The 17780-nt window shown below is 37.5% G+C and carries 17 protein-coding genes and 1 pseudogene; 14 read left to right on the forward strand and 4 right to left on the reverse strand.

Annotation, left to right across the window (positions count from 1 at the left end):
* Window positions 1–33: 33 nt before the first annotated feature.
* The 11 genes from ACVBAX_RS12055 to xylF all read left to right on the forward strand — a co-directional run bounded on the left by ACVBAX_RS12055 (window position 34) and on the right by xylF (window position 12905).
* Entirely contained in the window at window positions 34–1347 is a 1314-nt protein-coding gene (locus ACVBAX_RS12055; protein ID WP_447117244.1) for a S8 family peptidase, read from the forward strand.
* Between the two features lie 412 nt (window positions 1348–1759).
* Window positions 1760–2227 carry a flavodoxin gene (locus tag ACVBAX_RS12060; RefSeq protein WP_447117245.1) on the forward strand — a complete coding sequence of 156 codons (468 nt, stop codon included), beginning with the start codon at window positions 1760–1762 and terminating at the stop codon, window positions 2225–2227.
* Window positions 2220–3107, forward strand: coding sequence for a hypothetical protein (locus tag ACVBAX_RS12065; protein ID WP_447117246.1), 888 nt, complete (start codon window positions 2220–2222; stop codon window positions 3105–3107). Before ACVBAX_RS12060 ends, ACVBAX_RS12065 begins: the two co-directional genes overlap by 8 nt.
* 11 nt (window positions 3108–3118) lie before the next feature.
* Entirely contained in the window at window positions 3119–3568 is a 450-nt protein-coding gene (locus ACVBAX_RS12070) for a flavodoxin (RefSeq protein ID WP_447117247.1), read from the forward strand.
* Between the two features lie 170 nt (window positions 3569–3738).
* Entirely contained in the window at window positions 3739–4860 is a 1122-nt protein-coding gene (locus tag ACVBAX_RS12075; protein WP_447117248.1) for a sugar ABC transporter substrate-binding protein, read from the forward strand.
* A gap of 91 nt (window positions 4861–4951) precedes the next feature.
* A complete protein-coding gene (locus tag ACVBAX_RS12080) occupies window positions 4952–6472 on the forward strand; it encodes an ATP-binding cassette domain-containing protein (RefSeq protein WP_430776393.1) in 1521 nt (506 codons plus the stop codon).
* Window positions 6473–6484: 12 nt separating this feature from the next.
* Window positions 6485–7657, forward strand: a complete 1173-nt coding sequence (locus tag ACVBAX_RS12085; RefSeq protein WP_447117249.1) for a sugar ABC transporter permease — start codon at window positions 6485–6487, stop codon at window positions 7655–7657.
* Between the two features lie 182 nt (window positions 7658–7839).
* Complete coding sequence (locus ACVBAX_RS12090) at window positions 7840–8817, forward strand: sugar ABC transporter substrate-binding protein (protein ID WP_447117250.1); 978 nt, start codon at window positions 7840–7842, stop codon at window positions 8815–8817.
* Window positions 8814–10256, forward strand: coding sequence for a sensor histidine kinase (locus ACVBAX_RS12095; RefSeq protein ID WP_447117251.1), 1443 nt, complete (start codon window positions 8814–8816; stop codon window positions 10254–10256). Before ACVBAX_RS12090 ends, ACVBAX_RS12095 begins: the two co-directional genes overlap by 4 nt.
* The gene (locus ACVBAX_RS12100) at window positions 10253–11788 is read left to right on the forward strand and encodes a response regulator (protein WP_447117252.1); all 1536 of its coding nucleotides are present in this window, start codon (window positions 10253–10255) and stop codon (window positions 11786–11788) included. Before ACVBAX_RS12095 ends, ACVBAX_RS12100 begins: the two co-directional genes overlap by 4 nt.
* A gap of 25 nt (window positions 11789–11813) precedes the next feature.
* Window positions 11814–12905 carry a D-xylose ABC transporter substrate-binding protein gene (gene xylF / locus ACVBAX_RS12105; RefSeq protein WP_447117253.1) on the forward strand — a complete coding sequence of 364 codons (1092 nt, stop codon included), beginning with the start codon at window positions 11814–11816 and terminating at the stop codon, window positions 12903–12905.
* 58 nt (window positions 12906–12963) lie between these two features.
* On the opposite strand, the gene ACVBAX_RS12110 is transcribed toward xylF, so the two are convergent.
* The 4 genes from ACVBAX_RS12110 to ACVBAX_RS12125 all read right to left on the reverse strand — a co-directional run bounded on the left by ACVBAX_RS12110 (window position 12964) and on the right by ACVBAX_RS12125 (window position 16451).
* A complete protein-coding gene (locus tag ACVBAX_RS12110) occupies window positions 12964–13824 on the reverse strand; it encodes an RNA polymerase sigma-70 factor (RefSeq protein ID WP_447117254.1) in 861 nt (286 codons plus the stop codon).
* Between the two features lie 4 nt (window positions 13825–13828).
* Window positions 13829–15109: a phytoene desaturase family protein gene (locus tag ACVBAX_RS12115; protein WP_447117255.1), complete on the reverse strand. Its 1281-nt coding sequence runs from the start codon at window positions 15107–15109 to the stop codon at window positions 13829–13831.
* A gap of 101 nt (window positions 15110–15210) precedes the next feature.
* Window positions 15211–15729: a hypothetical protein gene (locus ACVBAX_RS12120; protein ID WP_447117256.1), complete on the reverse strand. Its 519-nt coding sequence runs from the start codon at window positions 15727–15729 to the stop codon at window positions 15211–15213.
* A 17-nt stretch (window positions 15730–15746) separates the two neighbouring features.
* Window positions 15747–16451 carry a DUF421 domain-containing protein gene (locus ACVBAX_RS12125; RefSeq protein ID WP_447117360.1) on the reverse strand — a complete coding sequence of 235 codons (705 nt, stop codon included), beginning with the start codon at window positions 16449–16451 and terminating at the stop codon, window positions 15747–15749.
* A gap of 149 nt (window positions 16452–16600) precedes the next feature.
* On the opposite strand from ACVBAX_RS12125, the pseudogene ACVBAX_RS12130 reads away from it, so the two are divergent.
* The 3 genes and pseudogenes from ACVBAX_RS12130 to ACVBAX_RS12140 all read left to right on the forward strand — a co-directional run.
* Window positions 16601–16966 (forward strand): annotated as a pseudogene (locus ACVBAX_RS12130) (FprA family A-type flavoprotein); the annotation flags it as partial.
* A 17-nt stretch (window positions 16967–16983) separates the two neighbouring features.
* Window positions 16984–17166: an FAD-dependent oxidoreductase gene (locus ACVBAX_RS12135; protein ID WP_447117257.1), complete on the forward strand. Its 183-nt coding sequence runs from the start codon at window positions 16984–16986 to the stop codon at window positions 17164–17166.
* Entirely contained in the window at window positions 17163–17777 is a 615-nt protein-coding gene (locus ACVBAX_RS12140) for an FAD-dependent oxidoreductase (RefSeq protein WP_447117258.1), read from the forward strand. The genes ACVBAX_RS12135 and ACVBAX_RS12140 overlap by 4 nt, the downstream gene beginning before the upstream one ends.
* Window positions 17778–17780: the final 3 nt, after the last annotated feature.

The following is a 17780-nucleotide window of genomic DNA, read 5'->3' on the forward strand; positions in this document are numbered from 1 at the left end:
GTAAAAGAATAATTATGATAGGAGGGAATTGGATTGTTCGGGTATTCAATGGTTCAAATGGTAAGAGCGCATGCGGATAAATTGGAGCGGCCATTAAGGGAACAAATTTTAAATTTGTATAAACCCTTTAAATGGACGCCTTGCTTTTTGCATAATATGTTTGAAACGATGTTAAAACGAAGTAAAAAGTACTCGGTGATTATTGAATTTCAGGAGGGATGTTACGATACTGGTTGTAAAGAAGTAGATGGAGTAATGAATCATCATATGAGAAATAAAATTAAAAGTCATTTTCCTAGAGTGTCCTGCTGTAGTGCTGATATAACTCCTAGTGGGTTAGAAGAAATGCTCACTAGTTGTAATCATATTAAAAGAGTGTACCTCAATAGTGAGGTAAAGGCTTTTCTTAATGTAGCAGTACCCTCTGCAAAAGCTTCTAATATTGTAAGAAACGCGACAACATTAACGGGTAACGGTGTGAAAATCGCCATCATAGATACAGGAATCTATCCGCATCCAGATCTTTCAGGTAGAATTACAGATTTTGTCGACTTTATCAATAATCGAACAGAAGCTTATGACGATAATGGTCATGGTACGCACTGTGCAGGAGATGCTGCTTCTGCCTCTGTAAATTATGCGGGGCCAGCTACAAGGGCAAACTTGGTAGGAGTAAAGGTACTTGATAAAATGGGGTCAGGTTCACTTGAAACCGTGATGCAAGGAGTGGAATGGTGTATTCAATATAATGAAAATAACCCAAATAATAAAATTGACATTATAAGTATGTCGTTAGGAAGTACCGCGCAAAACTACCGAACTGAAGATGATGATCCAATGGTTAAGATGGTAGAGGAAGCGTGGGCATCTGGAATCGTTGTTTGTGTTGCGGCTGGGAATGAAGGGCCAGAAAAAGGTACAATTGCTAGTCCTGGATTAAGTGATAAAGTCATAACGGTAGGTGCGCTTGATGATCGGAATACTTTAGAGAGAAACGACGATGATGTGGCGAGCTTCTCCAGTCGGGGACCAACCATCTATGGTGGAGTAAAACCTGATATATTAGCACCTGGAGTAAATATTGTTTCATTAAGATCGCCAAATTCCTATTTAGATAAATTGCAAAAAAGCAGTCGAGTAGAAAATGACTATACTACATTATCGGGTACTTCGATGGCGACACCCATTTGTGCAGGGGTTGTTGCGTTAATGAAAGAAGCAAATCCAAGTCTAACACCTGATAAAATCAAAGAATTATTAATGACTAACACAGATGTTTGGCGAGATCGAGATAAGAATATTTATGGTTCTGGTTATATTAATGCAGAAAGATCTGTTCCAAAGTAATGGTCGATAAAGCACTTTTTGGTTGGGGGATCAGGTTAAGCATCAGAGCTGATAAATAGAAGGGAAAATTCCGCTTAATTAATATTTTTTATTAAAAATAGTTTAAACAGACGGAGAAATTCCGCCTATCGACTCGAAAAATTCAAAAATGGGAGAGTTTGCTTTGCTTAATCGGAAAATCTCCCCTTATTTCCCCCGAAACGAGCTCCAGTCTGCATCTAACCGGAAAACCTCCGTTTATTTTTACTTTTAGATTTCGTATTCCTTATAAAGAAACTCTCCATTAATCTGGGGAGCTTTTTTTGTATTAAAAGGTATTTACGCAAAAAAATACAATTGACATTGAGAATCATTATCGATTATATTTAAGTTGTTAATAATGATAATCATTTTCAATTAGAGGAGGAGAACAGTGAAAATATTTATTGGCTATGCAAGTATGTCCGGTAATACAGAGGATATGGCGAATATTTTGAAGGAAACTCTTCTTGAATGTGGGTGGGAGGTAGATCTACTTGATTTAGAAACAGTAGATATACATTCTTTAAAAAGCTATGATTGTATCTTTCTTGGTGCATACACCTGGGGAGATGGGGATCTGCCGTATGAGGTTGAAGAGTTTTTCGAGGAACTTAAAAACCTCCGTTTAAATGGAATAAAGGCTGCTTGCTTCGGCTCAGGTGATACTCTCTATTCTAAGTTTTGTATGGCTGTGGATATTATGGAATCAACACTGAAGGAACAGGGCTGTGATGTATTTGAGGAAAAATTAAAGATAGAACTAAGTCCTGAAACGGACGAGGAAATAGAAGAATGCAGACAATTTGCGAAGTCATTTTATCAATGGGCTAATAAGGGGGAGAAGCTTACATATGTTTGAAAAAGGGTCTACAGCCGTTTTGTCCACTGCTAGCTTACCGTTCATTGTGGCTGTGAAAAATACGGGTCTATACTCTTTTGAAAAAGGTGAGTGGCTCTTGCAGTATCCCCTTTCACACAGCATTTATAAGCTAGTATGTATTTCTCCATATATTTTTGGAATAGGAGACAATGGGCTAATCGTTCGTTATAACCCATATAACAATAAATGGACACATACATTCTTCCCTACACCCCAACGACTTTGGGATATCGCAGGGAATGAGTCAGGTCTTATTATTACCCATGTAGGAAGCAAGCTTTATATTTCATATAACTTTGGTTCCAACTGGTCTGTGATCCATCCTTTTAAAGAATTGTCTATTAAACCATTCATCCGCTCCTTATTTTTGCATAAAGAGCACTTATACATTGGGACTCAAATTAATAGAGAATCAGGGGGTCTATGGAGTTTTTCTTTGGAAAGTGGTGAATTAACCCTTGTAAAAAAGGAATCAAACTCCATGATTTCTTCCATTTATATAGATTGTGAGGATTGTATGTTTCTTGCGAAAGGAAATGCCAGATCTAAAGAGGGATCTATAGAGATGAGATCACTTCGTGCATCAAGATGGAGAACCTTTGAGCCATCCATCTCGGAGAAGGCATTTTTAGATGTATTTAATGTAGGAAAGAACTTATATACAACCACAAGTAAGGATGAATACGGTTTTTCTAGAATTTATGAAATCAACAAACTGAGCCAAATGTTATTACCTATTGAAACCATCGAGGGGCATGGCTTTAGGGGAGCTGGCTTTAAAGATGAATTGTTTATTAGTTCTCCGATCGAAAGCAAGTGGATTGATCGAAGTTATGAAATAACAAAACTCGTACACTAGGAGAGAGGATCATGAAAATTGGTGTTATTTACGCAAGTATGTCGGGGAATACAGAAGCAATTGCAGATTTGATAGATGAACAACTTAAAAAGCATAACCATGATGTAGATCTCAAGGATATGCTTAGCTTACCCGCTAGCGATTTATTGAATTACGATCTTATCTTTATCGGAATGTATACTTGGGGAGATGGAGATTATCCCGATGAATGTCTAGATATTATTGAAGAAGTGGAACAGTTAGATTTAAATAAGAAGCTATTTGCCTTATTTGGATCTGGAGACACTTCTTATCCTGAATTCTGCGGTGCCTTAGATAAGCTTAAGGAATTAATTGAGAATCAGAACGGAGTATGCATAGGAGAACCATTAAGAATCGAATTTAATCCAAGTAAAGCAGATGAAGATGAGATCAATCAGTTTGTCATACAAGCCTTATCTGTTTTTGAAAAGAGTAGTTAAAAGCTTTATGGAGTGGGTCTGGGTCAAACTAGATCCACTCTTTTTGTCCTATAGTATAAAAAAGTGCAGACGATACCAAAACAATGCTAGTGTTAACGCTTACATAACAATCTTCGACTTTTTATAATTAACTTGTAACCAAATGAGACAAATATTAAGGGGGAAACAAGATGAAAAAGTTTCTGAAAACGATTTCTTTAATGCTAGCTTTTATGTTAGTGGCAGGTATGCTTGCCGCGTGTAACAGCGAAAGTAGCGGTGGTGGAAGCAGCAGTAAAAAAGTAAGTGTAGGAATCGTATTACCAACTAAGGATGAACCAAGATGGGTTCAAGACGAACAAAGATTCAAGGATGCTCTTTCAGGGTCTGAATATACAACAGAGATTCTTTTTAGCCAAGGCTCTTCTGCTAAGGAAAAAGAAAATGTAGAAACATTATTAAACAAAGGTATCGAAGTATTAATTATTAGCCCTCAAGATGGTGATGCAGCAGCGGCTGCTGTTGAAGCTGCGAAGAAGGACGGAGTTACCGTTATTGCTTACGACCGTTTAATTACAAACACAGATGCAGTAGATTACTATGTAACATTTGATAGTCTCGCCGTAGGTGCAGCACAAGGCCAATACTTAATTGATTCTGCAGAAGGTTCAAATGTTCCATTGTACTTATATGCGGGAGCTGCCTCTGATAATAATGCTTTCTTGTTCTTTGAAGGAGCTTGGAGCGTTCTTCAACCAAAGATTGCTGATGGAACATTTACCATTGCAAACTCAAGTGAAGCTGAGAAGTTAAAAGATAAAGCGGAATTAACTCGTGATGAAATGAGTAAAATTCTTGGTCAAGTAACAACAAACTGGGATCCAAATGAAGCGAAAAACAAAGCTCAAACACACCTAACAGCTGTTGGTGCAGATATGAAGGGTGATGTAGCTATTCTTGCACCAAACGATGGCACAGCTCGTTCTATTGCAGACGTATTCTCTTCTGATGGAGAAGTTACTAGTTTTACAGTAACAGGACAAGACGCTGAAAAAGCATCTATTCAATATGTAATCGATGGCAAACAATCAATGACTGTATTTAAGGATGTTCGTACTCTTGTTACGGATGCAATGGGAATGGCTGTTGATATCCTTGATGGAAAGACACCTGAAACGACAGGTAGCTACGATAACGGAGAAGTAGAAGTAAAAGCGAAACAAACAGATGTTATTGTTGTTGACGAGGAAAATGTGAAGAGTGAATTAATTGACTCAGGTTACTACGAAGCAAGCGAATTTACTGGACTTTAAAATATAAACAGTGGTTGTTGCGAAATAGTGGTAGAGTGGTCTATCACTATTTCGTAATTGTAAACAGTTGTCTTGTAGAGGGGGCATACAAATGAGTGAATATATTTTGGAGATGAAACAAATCTCCAAGAACTTTTCAGGAGTAAAAGCACTAAGCGATGTGAATTTCAAAGTAGAAAAAGGTGAGATTCATTGTTTAATAGGTGAAAACGGTGCAGGAAAGTCAACACTGATGAAGGTACTAAGCGGAGTTTATCCTTATGGAACTTACGAAGGAGATATTCTGTACGAAGGAAATGTACAACAGTTTAACAAGATTAGTGACAGCGTAAAAACAGGAATCGTTATTATTTATCAGGAGCTGGCTTTATTTCCTGACCTAACTGTATATGAAAATATTTTTGCAGGTAATGAAGTGAAAAATGGTGGCATTGTGGACTGGAATAAAACCATTGCTGAAGCAAAAAAAATGCTGAACAAGGTGAAGCTAGATGTTAATCCAGATACACTCATTAAAGATTTGGGAGTAGGGAAACGGCAACTAGTTGAAATTGCAAAAGCTCTAAGCAAGGACGTTAAGCTACTTATTCTAGATGAACCAACAGCCGCGCTGAATGAGGATGATAGTGAAAACCTGCTTGAGTTATTACGTGAGCTTAAGAACCAAGGGATCACGTGTATCATGATTTCACACAAGCTAAAAGAAGTTATTTCTATTGCAGATAAAGCAACGGTTCTCCGGGATGGTCAGACTATTTGTACATTGGATGCAGCAAAGGGAGAAATCAATGAAAGTACGATCATAAAGAACATGGTTGGTCGTGCGATAGAAGATATATATCCGAAAAGAGAAAAGCAAGCATTCGGTGGAAAAATTCTTGAATTGTTTAATTGGTCTGCCTATGATCCTCAATTAGGTAGACAAGTCGTAAAAAATGTAAATCTACATGTGAAGAAAGGTGAAATTGTAGGGATTGCAGGACTGATGGGTTCAGGACGTACTGAACTTGCGCTGAGTATCTTTGGTAATGCAAAGTCCTATAAGGTAGAGGGAGATTTAGTTATAGCAGGAATCTCAAAAATGCTCAATCATCCAAGCGATGCGATAAAAGCGGGAATTGCTTATGTGACCGAGGACAGAAAGGGCGATGGATTGTTTTTAATTCAAGACATTAAAAGCAATATATCGGCAGCCAATCTAAAGGGAATTTCCTCAAATGGCATGATCAATGACAATGAAGAAATTAAGATTGCAGACCATTATAAAAAATCATTAACGATAAAAGCCTCTTCCCTAGAGCAATTAGTTGGTAACTTGAGCGGAGGGAATCAGCAAAAGGTGTCTTTAGGAAAATGGCTGTTTGTTGGACCCAAGCTGTTAATTCTTGATGAGCCTACTCGAGGGATAGATGTGGGGGCTAAATTTGAAATTTATACAGTTATGAACGAGTTAATTAAACAAGGCATGAGTATTATTATGATTTCATCTGAGCTTGGTGAAGTATTAGGTATGAGCGACCGTGTGTATGTAATGGCCCAAGGTGAAATAAAAGGTGAGTTGTCAATAGATGAAGCAAACCAAGAAAATATAATGCAGCTTGCTACGCAATAGGAGGTATATACAATGAGTCTTATTAAGGAAGCAAAAACATTAATCAGTGAGAATATTCGTGACTATGGTATGTATATTGCCCTGTTTGTCATCATTCTTACCTTTTCATTTATGACGGACGGTTTATTTATGTCCTCTCGTAATATAAGTAATTTACTAGATTCTGCTGGATATATTGCTGTTTTAGCTGTTGGTATGACACTAGTTATTGTCATTAGACATATCGATTTATCGGTGGGGTATGTAGCTGGATTCCTTGGGGCAATTGCCGCTATCCTTTTAACCCAAGCAGGAGTATCTATGTATATAACAATCCCAATCATACTTATTTTAGGAATCGTTGTAGGCTTGTTTAATGGTTTCCTTGTTGCACAAATTGGAATACCATCCTTTGTTGCCACTTTAGCCGGAATGCTTATCTTTAGAGGAGCATTGTTACAGGTAACAGAAAAAACAGGAACGATTATTATTCAAGATGACAAGTTTAATGCAATCGGTAACGGATTTATTCCTTCTCTACTTCAAGTAAACGGTCTTCATTTACTTTCATTAATTGTTGGGTTAGTTGGAATCTTATTGTATATATACAGTGAAATTTCGACGCGTAGAAATAAGATTAAGTATGAATTTGAAGTAGTATCTAAAGGAATCTTTATTTTAAAACTCATTTTTATTTCGTCGATTATTGCTTATCTAACATGGATATTAGCTGGATATAATGGCTTTTCATGGACGGTTATGATAATGCTACTCGTTGTCATTGTTTATCATTTCTTAACAACTAAAACAGTGCTTGGTAGACATATTTATGCAGTCGGTAGTAACCCAGAAGCAGCCCATCTTAGTGGGATGAATGTAAAGAAAATTACGTATATGGTATTCGGTTCAATGGGGATGTTAGCAGCACTATCAGGTATTTTATTTACCTCGCGCTTGCAGTCAGCAACAACAACTGCAGGGACTTTGTTTGAACTTGATGCTATTGCAGCTGCATATGTTGGTGGAGTTTCTGCCGCTGGAGGAGTCGGAAAAGTTACGGGAGCCATTATCGGTGCAATTGTTATGGCTTCGTTATCAAATGGGATGAACTTACTTGGAGTGGGTATTTCTTATCAATATATCATCCGAGGTGGTGTATTAGCCTTAGCTGTAATTTTTGACGTTATGACTAGAAAAAAACGATAGATACGTAGAAGAGGGATTACAAAGGGTAGTCCCTCTCTCTTTCTGTATTGGCAGTAAGTCCTCACTCCTTTCCCCTATAAAATCAACTATAAAAAGCTGAAAATTCCAACTAAATATTTGAAGAATTACAAGTAGATGATATGATGAGAGTAGTTTACTAGAAGTGGAAGGGGATCAGTCAATTGCGAAAAACTAGTATATTTTTACTATCCCTTACTTTCCTTTTCCTTTGCTATTTCACTTTTATATCTGCAAAAGAAGTTTTTCGCTCGGATTGGCAACTTTCTCAGAGTACGAATCAAAATGTGGAACAGCTTCGACTGGTATTAATTACTCAAGATATGGAAACATCCTTCTGGGATCAGGTAGAGAGTGGCGCTCGAAAGCAAGCCTTAAAGGAAGGGGCAAGTTTAGAGGTTTGGGGTAGCTACGGAAACAATCAGGAGGACTTTTTAGAGAAAATCGAAATCGCACTTTTTTCAAAAGTAGATGGGATCATTGTACAAGGTTTAGATAACGCAGAGTTTAAAGATTTAACAAAAATAAAAGCATCGTTTTATGGTATTCCTATCATTACTGTAGCAAATGATGTTCCCATGTCAGAAAGCTTTAGAAGAACTTTTGTTGGTTCTGATCAGTATCAAGCGGGCCGAATGCTAGCAAATGAACTAACGAAAGAAATGGGTACATCAGGGACCGTGGTGTTAATGTACGATAGTGAGCATGAATATTATCAAACACAGAGACTAAGTGGAATACAAGATGTTTTAAATGTGTATCCAAATATTAAAACGGTTCTTGCTCAAACATCGGAAACAAGAGAGCAAGTTCTTACCACCACTCAAGATGTGATGAACCGTAATCCAGACGTGGATGCTTTTATAGCTGTCAATGCGAATTTTGCTGCGGGAATGGTTCAGGAAATTGGTAAGCGTTCTCAAGTAGAGCCTTTTTTCATCTATTCGTTTGACGATGGTCCTGAAACATTAACTCTACTAAAGGAAGAAAAGCTGGACGGGATGGTTAAGCAATCACCTGAGATGATGGGAGAAATTAGCGTTCAATTGATCATGGAGTGGTTAAATGGTGATACGGTTCCTCTCGATATAGACGGGTATTTTACAGATATTCATTTTTTGAAAGCGGTCGACGTACAATGAACAGTATTCAGAAAAAAATACTTACGTTAACAACAGTGGTTCTTGTGATTATGTCTGTAATTTGGGTAGCGCTTACATACTATAATCATAAAACGCAAAATCAATATAACGAAATTCTTCAACGATATTTAAGTCTGAACGAGGTAACGAATGCAAGCCAGCAGTTAATTACCGATCTTAATAACTATATGCTCAAGCCTACCTCTGAAAATCTAGAACTGCTCGAGCATAGCGAGGAAGGGTTAATAGAAGCAAAACGGGATGTAGATACACTAAGGAACCAAGAGAACAACTTCACTTTGTCTAATTATATTAACCTCATTGATAGTCTTCAAGAAACGACAGACAGGTTCCTATTATATTATGCCGAAAAAGATACGGAGGCCTCCACTAAGGAATTTACGGAGGCGATGAATATTTCCAATTATATATCTGAGATGACGTTGACCATGCTTGATACAGAGTTAAAGACCCATGACAAGTTTTATCGAAGCATTATCGAACGATCAGGAGAGGTTATTAAACTTGGTATATGGTTGTTGTTGCTAATTACGTTTGTACTTATTCTCATTACGTATTGGTTTTCATTAGGGATTACGAGACCTGTCCTAAAGTTAACACAAGCAGCCAACGAGCTATCAAATGGTAAATTTGATGTTGAAATCAAGGTGGAGACAAATGATGAGATTGCCTTTCTTGCTAGAACCTTTGACCGAATGCGTAACAATATTAATAACCTAATATTGGAAATTAAGAATAAGGCACAGCTTGAAAGGGAACTTCAAGAAAATAAAATTTTATTACAAGAAAGTCAATTTCGAAGTCTACAGAGCCAGATCAATCCGCATTTTTTATTTAACACTCTCAATACACTTTCTAAGAAGGCATATTTAGAGGGTTCTGAAGAAACTAGTGATCTTCTCGTCAGCGTTGCAGGTTTGCTTCGGTATAATTTAAAACAAATTGATCGATCAGTAACTTTGTACGAGGAGGTTGCTGTATTAAAACAATATATGGATATACAAAAAGCAAGGTTTACTGAACGCCTGAAATTGTTCTTGGAGGTAGATGAAGATTGCCTTTTTGTACGTATTCCAGCTCTCACTCTTCAACCGATTATTGAAAATGCAGTGATTCATGCCATTGAGCCGAGAGAAGAAGGCGGGATCATCTGGTTCCGGGTGAAGGATGGAGAAGACATGATTACAATTGAAATCGAAGACGATGGAAAAGGAATGGACCAAGAGAAAATTCAGCAAATTCTTGAAGAAAACACGATAGAAATGGAAGGTCACTCTACAGGAATTGGGTTCAGCAATGTCGTCAAGCGACTGCGTTTATTTTACGGTTATGATCATGTGATTGATATCTTAAGTGATAAAGGAAATGGGACGAAGGTTGTATTATATATTAAAAAGGAAGGAGTGAATAAAGGATGATCAAGCTCCTAATCGTAGATGACGAACAAATAGAAAGGGAAGGCATGCAGGCAATCTTAGAAAAAACCTACCCTGAACATGTAATCAAACAAGCGAAAAATGGAAAAATGGCTGTTCAAATGGCTTCGGAGTTTCAACCTGATGTGATATTTATGGATATCAAAATGCCCGGAATGAACGGACTTGAGGCAGTCGAACAGATCAGTGCGAATCATCCGCATATCAAATTTATTATGGTGACAGCGTACGATACTTTTGATTATATGCGTCACGCCATTAAACTTGGAGTGAAGGATTATTTGCTAAAGCCGAGCAAAGCAAGTGATATTGTAGTAACAGTAGGCAAGGTTCTCAAACAGATTGATGAAGAACGAAAAACTCTTGCATTAAGTCAGTATCAGCAAAGTGCACTACAAAAAACACTAACTCTCGTTGAAACGGATGTGGTAACACAATTATTGTTTGATCATGTCCATGAAGTTCATGTAGATATGCTCGTGGAGATGCTTGATATTCCATCGACAAATGAAATGTTTGTGATGCTTGTGGTCCTTCCTACAGGGTCAGAGCATGTATATTCCAAAGTGAAAGAGAAAGTTAGACAAACAAAGAGTGGATGGGTAGGAGCGCTCTACGGGAGCCAGCTTCCAATTATTGTTTTCAGGCAGCCAGAGAAATCCTACCGTTCTCAAGCTACATCACTTGCAAGAGAGATACTTTCCCTTTCTCAAGCACAGCAAGGAACAGGATGGTTTATCGGTGTTGGTGAGGTGTGTTACTCACTAGATCACATAAGGCAATCGTATCAAGATGCACTTGTTGCAACGATGGATACAACTTTACCAATTAAGTACCGTTTCTATAAGGATCTATCAGTTTTAGGAGATTCAAGTAATGGACAGCTTGCTCCACACCAGAAAAAAGAATTTTTTGATCAAATTCGCCTTGGTAACTGGGATTATATCCGACTGAACGTGTTGAATATATTACAAGTATACGAGAATGACGGGATAGAGTTGGTAAAAACGCAACAACGGATGTTGGAGGTACTATGGATCGTATCTCGCGTATTGAGTGAAATGGGACTAGAAACGGATAGCCCGCTATATTCTTCTCAAGCTACTGACTACCGTGAACTAAGATTAGAAACGATACAAATGCTAAATCGGATGCGGCAATCATATGTGAATCATTATGAAAAATTAGAATCAGATACGATTCAACAAATCAAACAATACATTATAGATCACTCGCACGAGGATATATCATTAGATACACTAGCAAAGAAAGTAGGGCTCAGCCCCATATATATCAGTAAGATGTTTAAAGAAAAGCTTGGAATTAACTATATCGACTTTTTAACGGAGTGTAGAATTGAGAAAGCAAAGAAATTAATGTGTGATCCTGAGAAGAGTATAAAGGAAATTACCTTTGAAGTTGGTTATCATGACCCCAATTACTTCAGTAAGGTGTTTAAAAAAATGGTTGCGGTTTCACCAAATAAATACCGAAAAACGCTTCTTGGTATTTAGTTTAGTCGGATAGGAGAGAGAGCAAATGGATCGGGGATTTTCAAATGCTAGATTGATTATGTTCACACTCACGCTACTCTTTTTTACATCTGCTTGCGAGAATGCACCTGAAACGAGAGCATCGACAGACTCTTCTGCAGTTGAAAAAAACAATTCTCCTGGTCAATCATCCGAGGAGGAAAAGATTAAAATTGGATTTTCTATGGATACATTAGAAGAAGAACGGTGGTTAAGAGATCGAGAACTTTTTAAAGAAGCAGTTGAAAATTTAGGTGCAGAAGTAGAAATCATGGCTGCGAATGAAGATGATGCCAAGCAAATTTTACAAGCAGAGACATTAATCAGCCAAGGAGTTGACCTTTTAGTTGTTGTGCCTAACAATGCAGAAGCAACCGCAGCTATCGTGAATAAAGCACATCTAGCAGGAATTAAGGTGATTTCCTATGACAGGCTTGTAAAAAATGCGGATATTGACATGTACATTTCCTTTGACAATGAACAAGTGGGGGAGCTTCAAGCAAAGGCAATTATAAAATTGGTGCCAAAAGGGAGATATGTATTAATAGGAGGTGCGAGTACAGATTATAATGCTCATTTGTTGAAAAAAGGGGTGTTTAACGTACTACAGCCGTACATAGACAAAGGAGACATTACAATTGTGTATGATCAATGGACCGAGAATTGGACTCCGACAAATGCTTATAAGAACATGGAAGCAGCTTTAAAAGCTAGTAATAATCAAATTGATGCAGTCATTGCTGCCAATGACGCAACAGCAGGTGGTGCGATTGAAGCTCTCGAAGCCCATGGACTAGCAGGGAAAATACCTGTAAGTGGGCAAGATGCGGAGCTTGCAGCTGCTCAGCGAATTGTGAATGGAACGCAACACTTAACTGTGTACAAACCGTTGAACATGCTAGCAGAGAAGGCCGCTGAACTAGCGGTTAAGCTGGCAAAAGGAGAAAGCATAGTTGCTGATAGAAAGATTAACAATGGGAAGATTGAAGTTCCATCTGTTTTATTAGCTCCTATTGCTGTGAATAAGAATAACCTGGACGAAACAATAATAAAAGATGGTTTTCATTCTAGGGAAGACGTTTATACACAAGATGAGTAAATGATAAATGCCCTGCTTTGAAAAAAGCAGGGCATTGGTTTTTTAACACTCTAACTAATTATTTCAATGGAAGCTTGTCGGGGTTCATAATAATAAATATTTCTTCAATTAAGTCGTCGCATATATAGAAACTGATAATACTATGAATTTGATTTTTACTATAGTTTATGATTGCGGGTTGACCGTTGACATTATTCAATTCAGATGAAAAGTCCTCTGGAACCATTCTAATAATGCCAAATAATAGCGTGAGCACGTTAGATTGTGAAGAGATGGGACGTACTGCAGCTTTGACCTTTCCTCCACCATCGGAATAAAGTGTGACATTCTTTGAAAGTAGCTTTAATAATGTATCCATGTTTTGCATCTGAAACGCTTGAATAAACCGATTGATGATGGACTGGTTTTTCTCGTAATCTAAGCTTTCTCCCTCAACACTTGCAATCTTTTGTTTTGCTCGACTGAAAACTTTTCGGCAGTTTTCTTCTTTCTTATCAATGATGTGGGCAATCTCGCTATACGAGAAATCAAAAACTTCTCTTAATAAAAGAATGGCTCGCTCGTTTGGTGATAAATGTTCCATCATCCGTAAGTAAGCTATGCTCAATCCTTCTTTTTGTAATAATACTTCAGCAGGATCTAGAGCCATTGATTGCAATAACAATGGCTCTGGATTCCATGGTCCGATATATGTTTCTCGTTTGTACTTTGATGACTTTAATACATCAAGGCTGTGATTCGTCATGATTTTACAAAGATAGGCTTTTTTGTTATCGATCTTTTCACCGTCTATTTGATATGCTTTTAAAAAGGTTTCTTGGACGATATCTTCTGCATCAGCTACTGATCCTAACATACGATACCCTATAGAAAATAATAACGGTTTCAATTGTTTATACTCTTCATTACTGATCTGCAAGAAATCACCTCTTCTCTTTTTTGATAATTTCCTCTGCTGCTTGTTTCCCGCTACACGCTGCCCCCTCAGACAAGATATAATGCGGAGAGGCCCAATCTCCTGCTATATATAATCCAGGGATGTCAGTTTCAGAACGTTGGAAATATTTTTCGTGTCCAACTTGGGGAAGACGTTGATTTACAGTGATATTTGGAAGAAAACGACTTGTAACACAATAGTCTTTCCATCCCGGCTGTATCGTTTCTAAAAATTGTTCAAGCTGGTTTCTGACCTTTATCGAATCAATGGAATCATCTGGGTGATAGTACTTAAACACATGAACGATCGAGTGTTTACGATTCACAGAGAGGGAGGCTACATTTGAATGTACGGAATAATAAAGGGAATGATTCATGTCTAAAGCAAATAATTTCTGAGGGTGTGGGAGTTGAGATAAAGAAATATCTAAACTTGCACCTTTAACAGGTATTAGTTGGGATAAAGGATTATTTACTTTTACATACTCGGTTTCACCTAATAGTTTGGTGAGTTGAAGTGGTCCAGTTGAACTAATTACATATTTACAGAAAACTTCCTCGTTATTTGAAAGGATAACTTTGAAATTACGATGCTCGGCTGGTATAACTTTTTTTACAGTAGAATGAGTTTCAATCTGCACACCTGCTATGACTGCTTTATTGTGGAGTTGGTCGATAATTGTTTGCCAACCGTCATGTAAATAGAGTACTCCGCCCAAGGAAGTCTTAATGTGAGTCACGACTACTTTTGCGCTAACTTTTTCAGGACAATGACAGTAAGTTGAAAGCCTACCAATTACATATAGAAGGGATTTGACGTTTATTGATTGAACAGCTTTCTCCACCCATTGTTGATAGGTTTGGTCAGCTAACGCTTGTGTATCGACTTGTTGAATTTTTGATAAAATCAACATCCATTCTATCCGTTCCTTCCAATTAAGTAGACTTGTTGTAAGAAGGCCCCATGGATTAAAAGGAGCTAGATATTCTTTAGAGTTTTGAGTTACTATTCCTCCTAGCTTAGGTGAACCTCCTTCCAGTTTTATATCTAACTCTTCGAGAATGACTGCTGCTTTTCCTTTTTTATAAAGGGCATGAGGTCCCAAATTAAAAAAATCTTGTTTTATTTTCTCTGTTTGGGCTCTCCCCCCAACCTTGTTTCCCTTTTCAAGGATTAAGATAGATAAATCACTTTTTGCTAAATAATTTGCTGCTACATACCCCGCTAATCCTCCACCAATAATAACAACATCCCAAATTTGTGTCATATCAAAAACCTCCTTGTTATCATTTCATCAATCATGACGAGGAGGAGAGAATTTTGTGACATAAATAAATAAGCGTCGTTATTTATAGACGCTTACTCCAGTCAATTAAGATACAAAGTGATTTTTTGTTCAGAAGGGTTCTTTTTCCGCTTTGCAAGTAGCTTTTCTAAATAGTAGATTAGAATGATAAATACGGACATAATGCTGAAATACTGCAAGATGACTTCTAATGCGCTCGTGCTGCCTATTTCTCCTCTTCCCTCGAATCCACCTCTTGCTAACCGATCACCTTGTCCTGAAAATGCACCACCAGAAGCAGTCCCACGTTCAAACTGACTAGCCTCCCCTGATGATCCACCATCTGGAGGAGCAGGTCTACCGCTTTCACCAGAAAAGTCTCCGCTTGGAGGAGTTCCGCGTTCGAATTGACCTTTCTCCATTACTGGCATTTCGGAAGAAGAAGTAAATACACTAGCAACTCCTTTTAGATTCGTGAGAAAGTTTGTTGAGTAGATTTCATAGCTTCCAAACACCAGGAGTGCCACTGTTGCCACCTTTACAACAAGTCCTAAGCCTTTTTTGTAAGATTTAAACTTAACGATTTTTTCTAATACACTCATTACCCATTTCCAGCTTTTTATTTGTATAAGAATATCTTCATATTCTCCTTGTTATCAATGGTTGCAAGTAGAACATCATTTACCCTGGTTTGATAGGCACTTTCTAACTTCGAGGTGATCCATTCTTTACTTTTCCCGATTTCCTTTAATTCTTCAGTTAGTATGGTACCTTCCTTAATGATGGTCCTAGGGTGTTCGTAAGGCTCTGTTTTTATTCCTAACGTTGAAGGGGTAACTGGTTGGTATTTAGGATCCAAGAAATAAGATATTTGACCATCAGCTTCCCAAGTAGCTAGGACTACTTTCTTCACATCATCAACTTGTCCTTCGCGCAATTCTTCAAGTAAAACATCAAGGGATATTCTCGCCTTTTTCAACCCTTCATACAAGATTTCCCCATCTTTTACAATCGTAACGGGAGAGTTATTCACTAGTTTTCTAAACCATGGCCATTTCAGAATCATAAATATACCAGAAATATATAAAACCATTAATACAGCCGTTGTAATCATTGATCCTTTTAGTCCAAGATGTTGATCGGATAACGGATGGGCAATAATATTTCCAACTACTAAAGCCATAACAAAATCAAGTAGCCGTAATTGGGATATGGATCGTTGAGTCAATAATCTAGCTACAATCAATAGAAAAATAAAACCTACAATCGCTCGAAGAATCCACTCCATGCTAGTAAGAGTTTCTTGACTTTGGTAAAAATCCATCATGTAGAACACATCCTTTATTCCGATAACTAAAGGTTAGTTTACCTATGAGGTGATAGAAATAATCTTCAATCGTATGAAATAGTTTCAAATTGTGATTCAAATCCTCATTTTTATTTTTTGAGAGTTGTATGATGAGTTCAGTTGATAAAAGTGACATTCTTGAAAGTATTAAAGAAGCAGATGCTGTATTTATTGGTAGTTCAACAAAGTATGCAGATATGATTGGAAATCTTGAAGAGGTGCTCAAGGACTTAAAGGAAATGAATCTTGAAGGGAAAATCGCCACTGCCTTTGGTTCTTACGGATGGAGTGGAGAAGCGATTGAAGTGATTCAAGACTACTTACATGAAACCAATATGAATGTACAAAGTACATCTCACGTCATAAAAACAACAGGGATGACACATGTGGAGTTTCCTGTAAGAGTAAGATTTTCACCAAATGAGGAACAATTGAAAAAAATCGAACATTCAACAACATTTGTTGCTGATTTGCTCTTAAGCGCGATTTAAGAAAGGTAGGTGAAGAAATGATGAAACATTATTGCATTATTGGAACAGGTGTGGCAGCTGTGAATGCAGCTAAGGCAATAAGAGATATTGATAAAGAGGCCCAAATCTCCTTATTTGGAGCAGAAAAGTCACTTCCATATAACAGAATTAAATTATCAAAAGAATTATTCTCGGACTTAAGGGTGTGGATATTTACTTGAACGCCTCTATTAAAGAGATTGTAGGTGACGATAAAGTAAATGGAATCGTCTTGGATGATCAGTTGATTTCCTGTGACAGTGTCATTTACTCCATCGGTGTCGTTCCTAATCTTGACTTAGTAGAAGATACAGTTATTCAATCCAATAGGGGAATCATCGTAAATGAAAAGATGGAAACAAACATAGAGGATGTGTATGCAGCCGGTGATGTGACCGAGCTGAATGGTGAAGTAGAAGGCCTTTGGGGCCGGGCAATGGATCAAGGAAAAGTGGCGGGGAAAAATATGGCAGCGGTTCATGAAGTGTATGAGAAAACAACGCCATTTACTGTATTTAATGCCTTTAATATGTCTTTGTTTTCCATAGGAATGGTGGATGAGGGTCTATGTGATACAACCATCATGGATGAAGATGAAGATGAAAAATATACGAGGATATTTATTAAAGATGAGAAAATAGTAGGTGTAATTTCTCTTGAGGGTATTGTAGCTTCCACACCTTATAAAATGGCGATTGAAAAGAAGATATCCCTGAATGGAATATCATTAGAAACTGTTTCGGTGAAGGAACTGATGAGTTTTGTAAAAGAAAAGCTGTTACAACCAGCTTAACAC

This window comes from Robertmurraya sp. GLU-23, assembly GCF_052983275.1.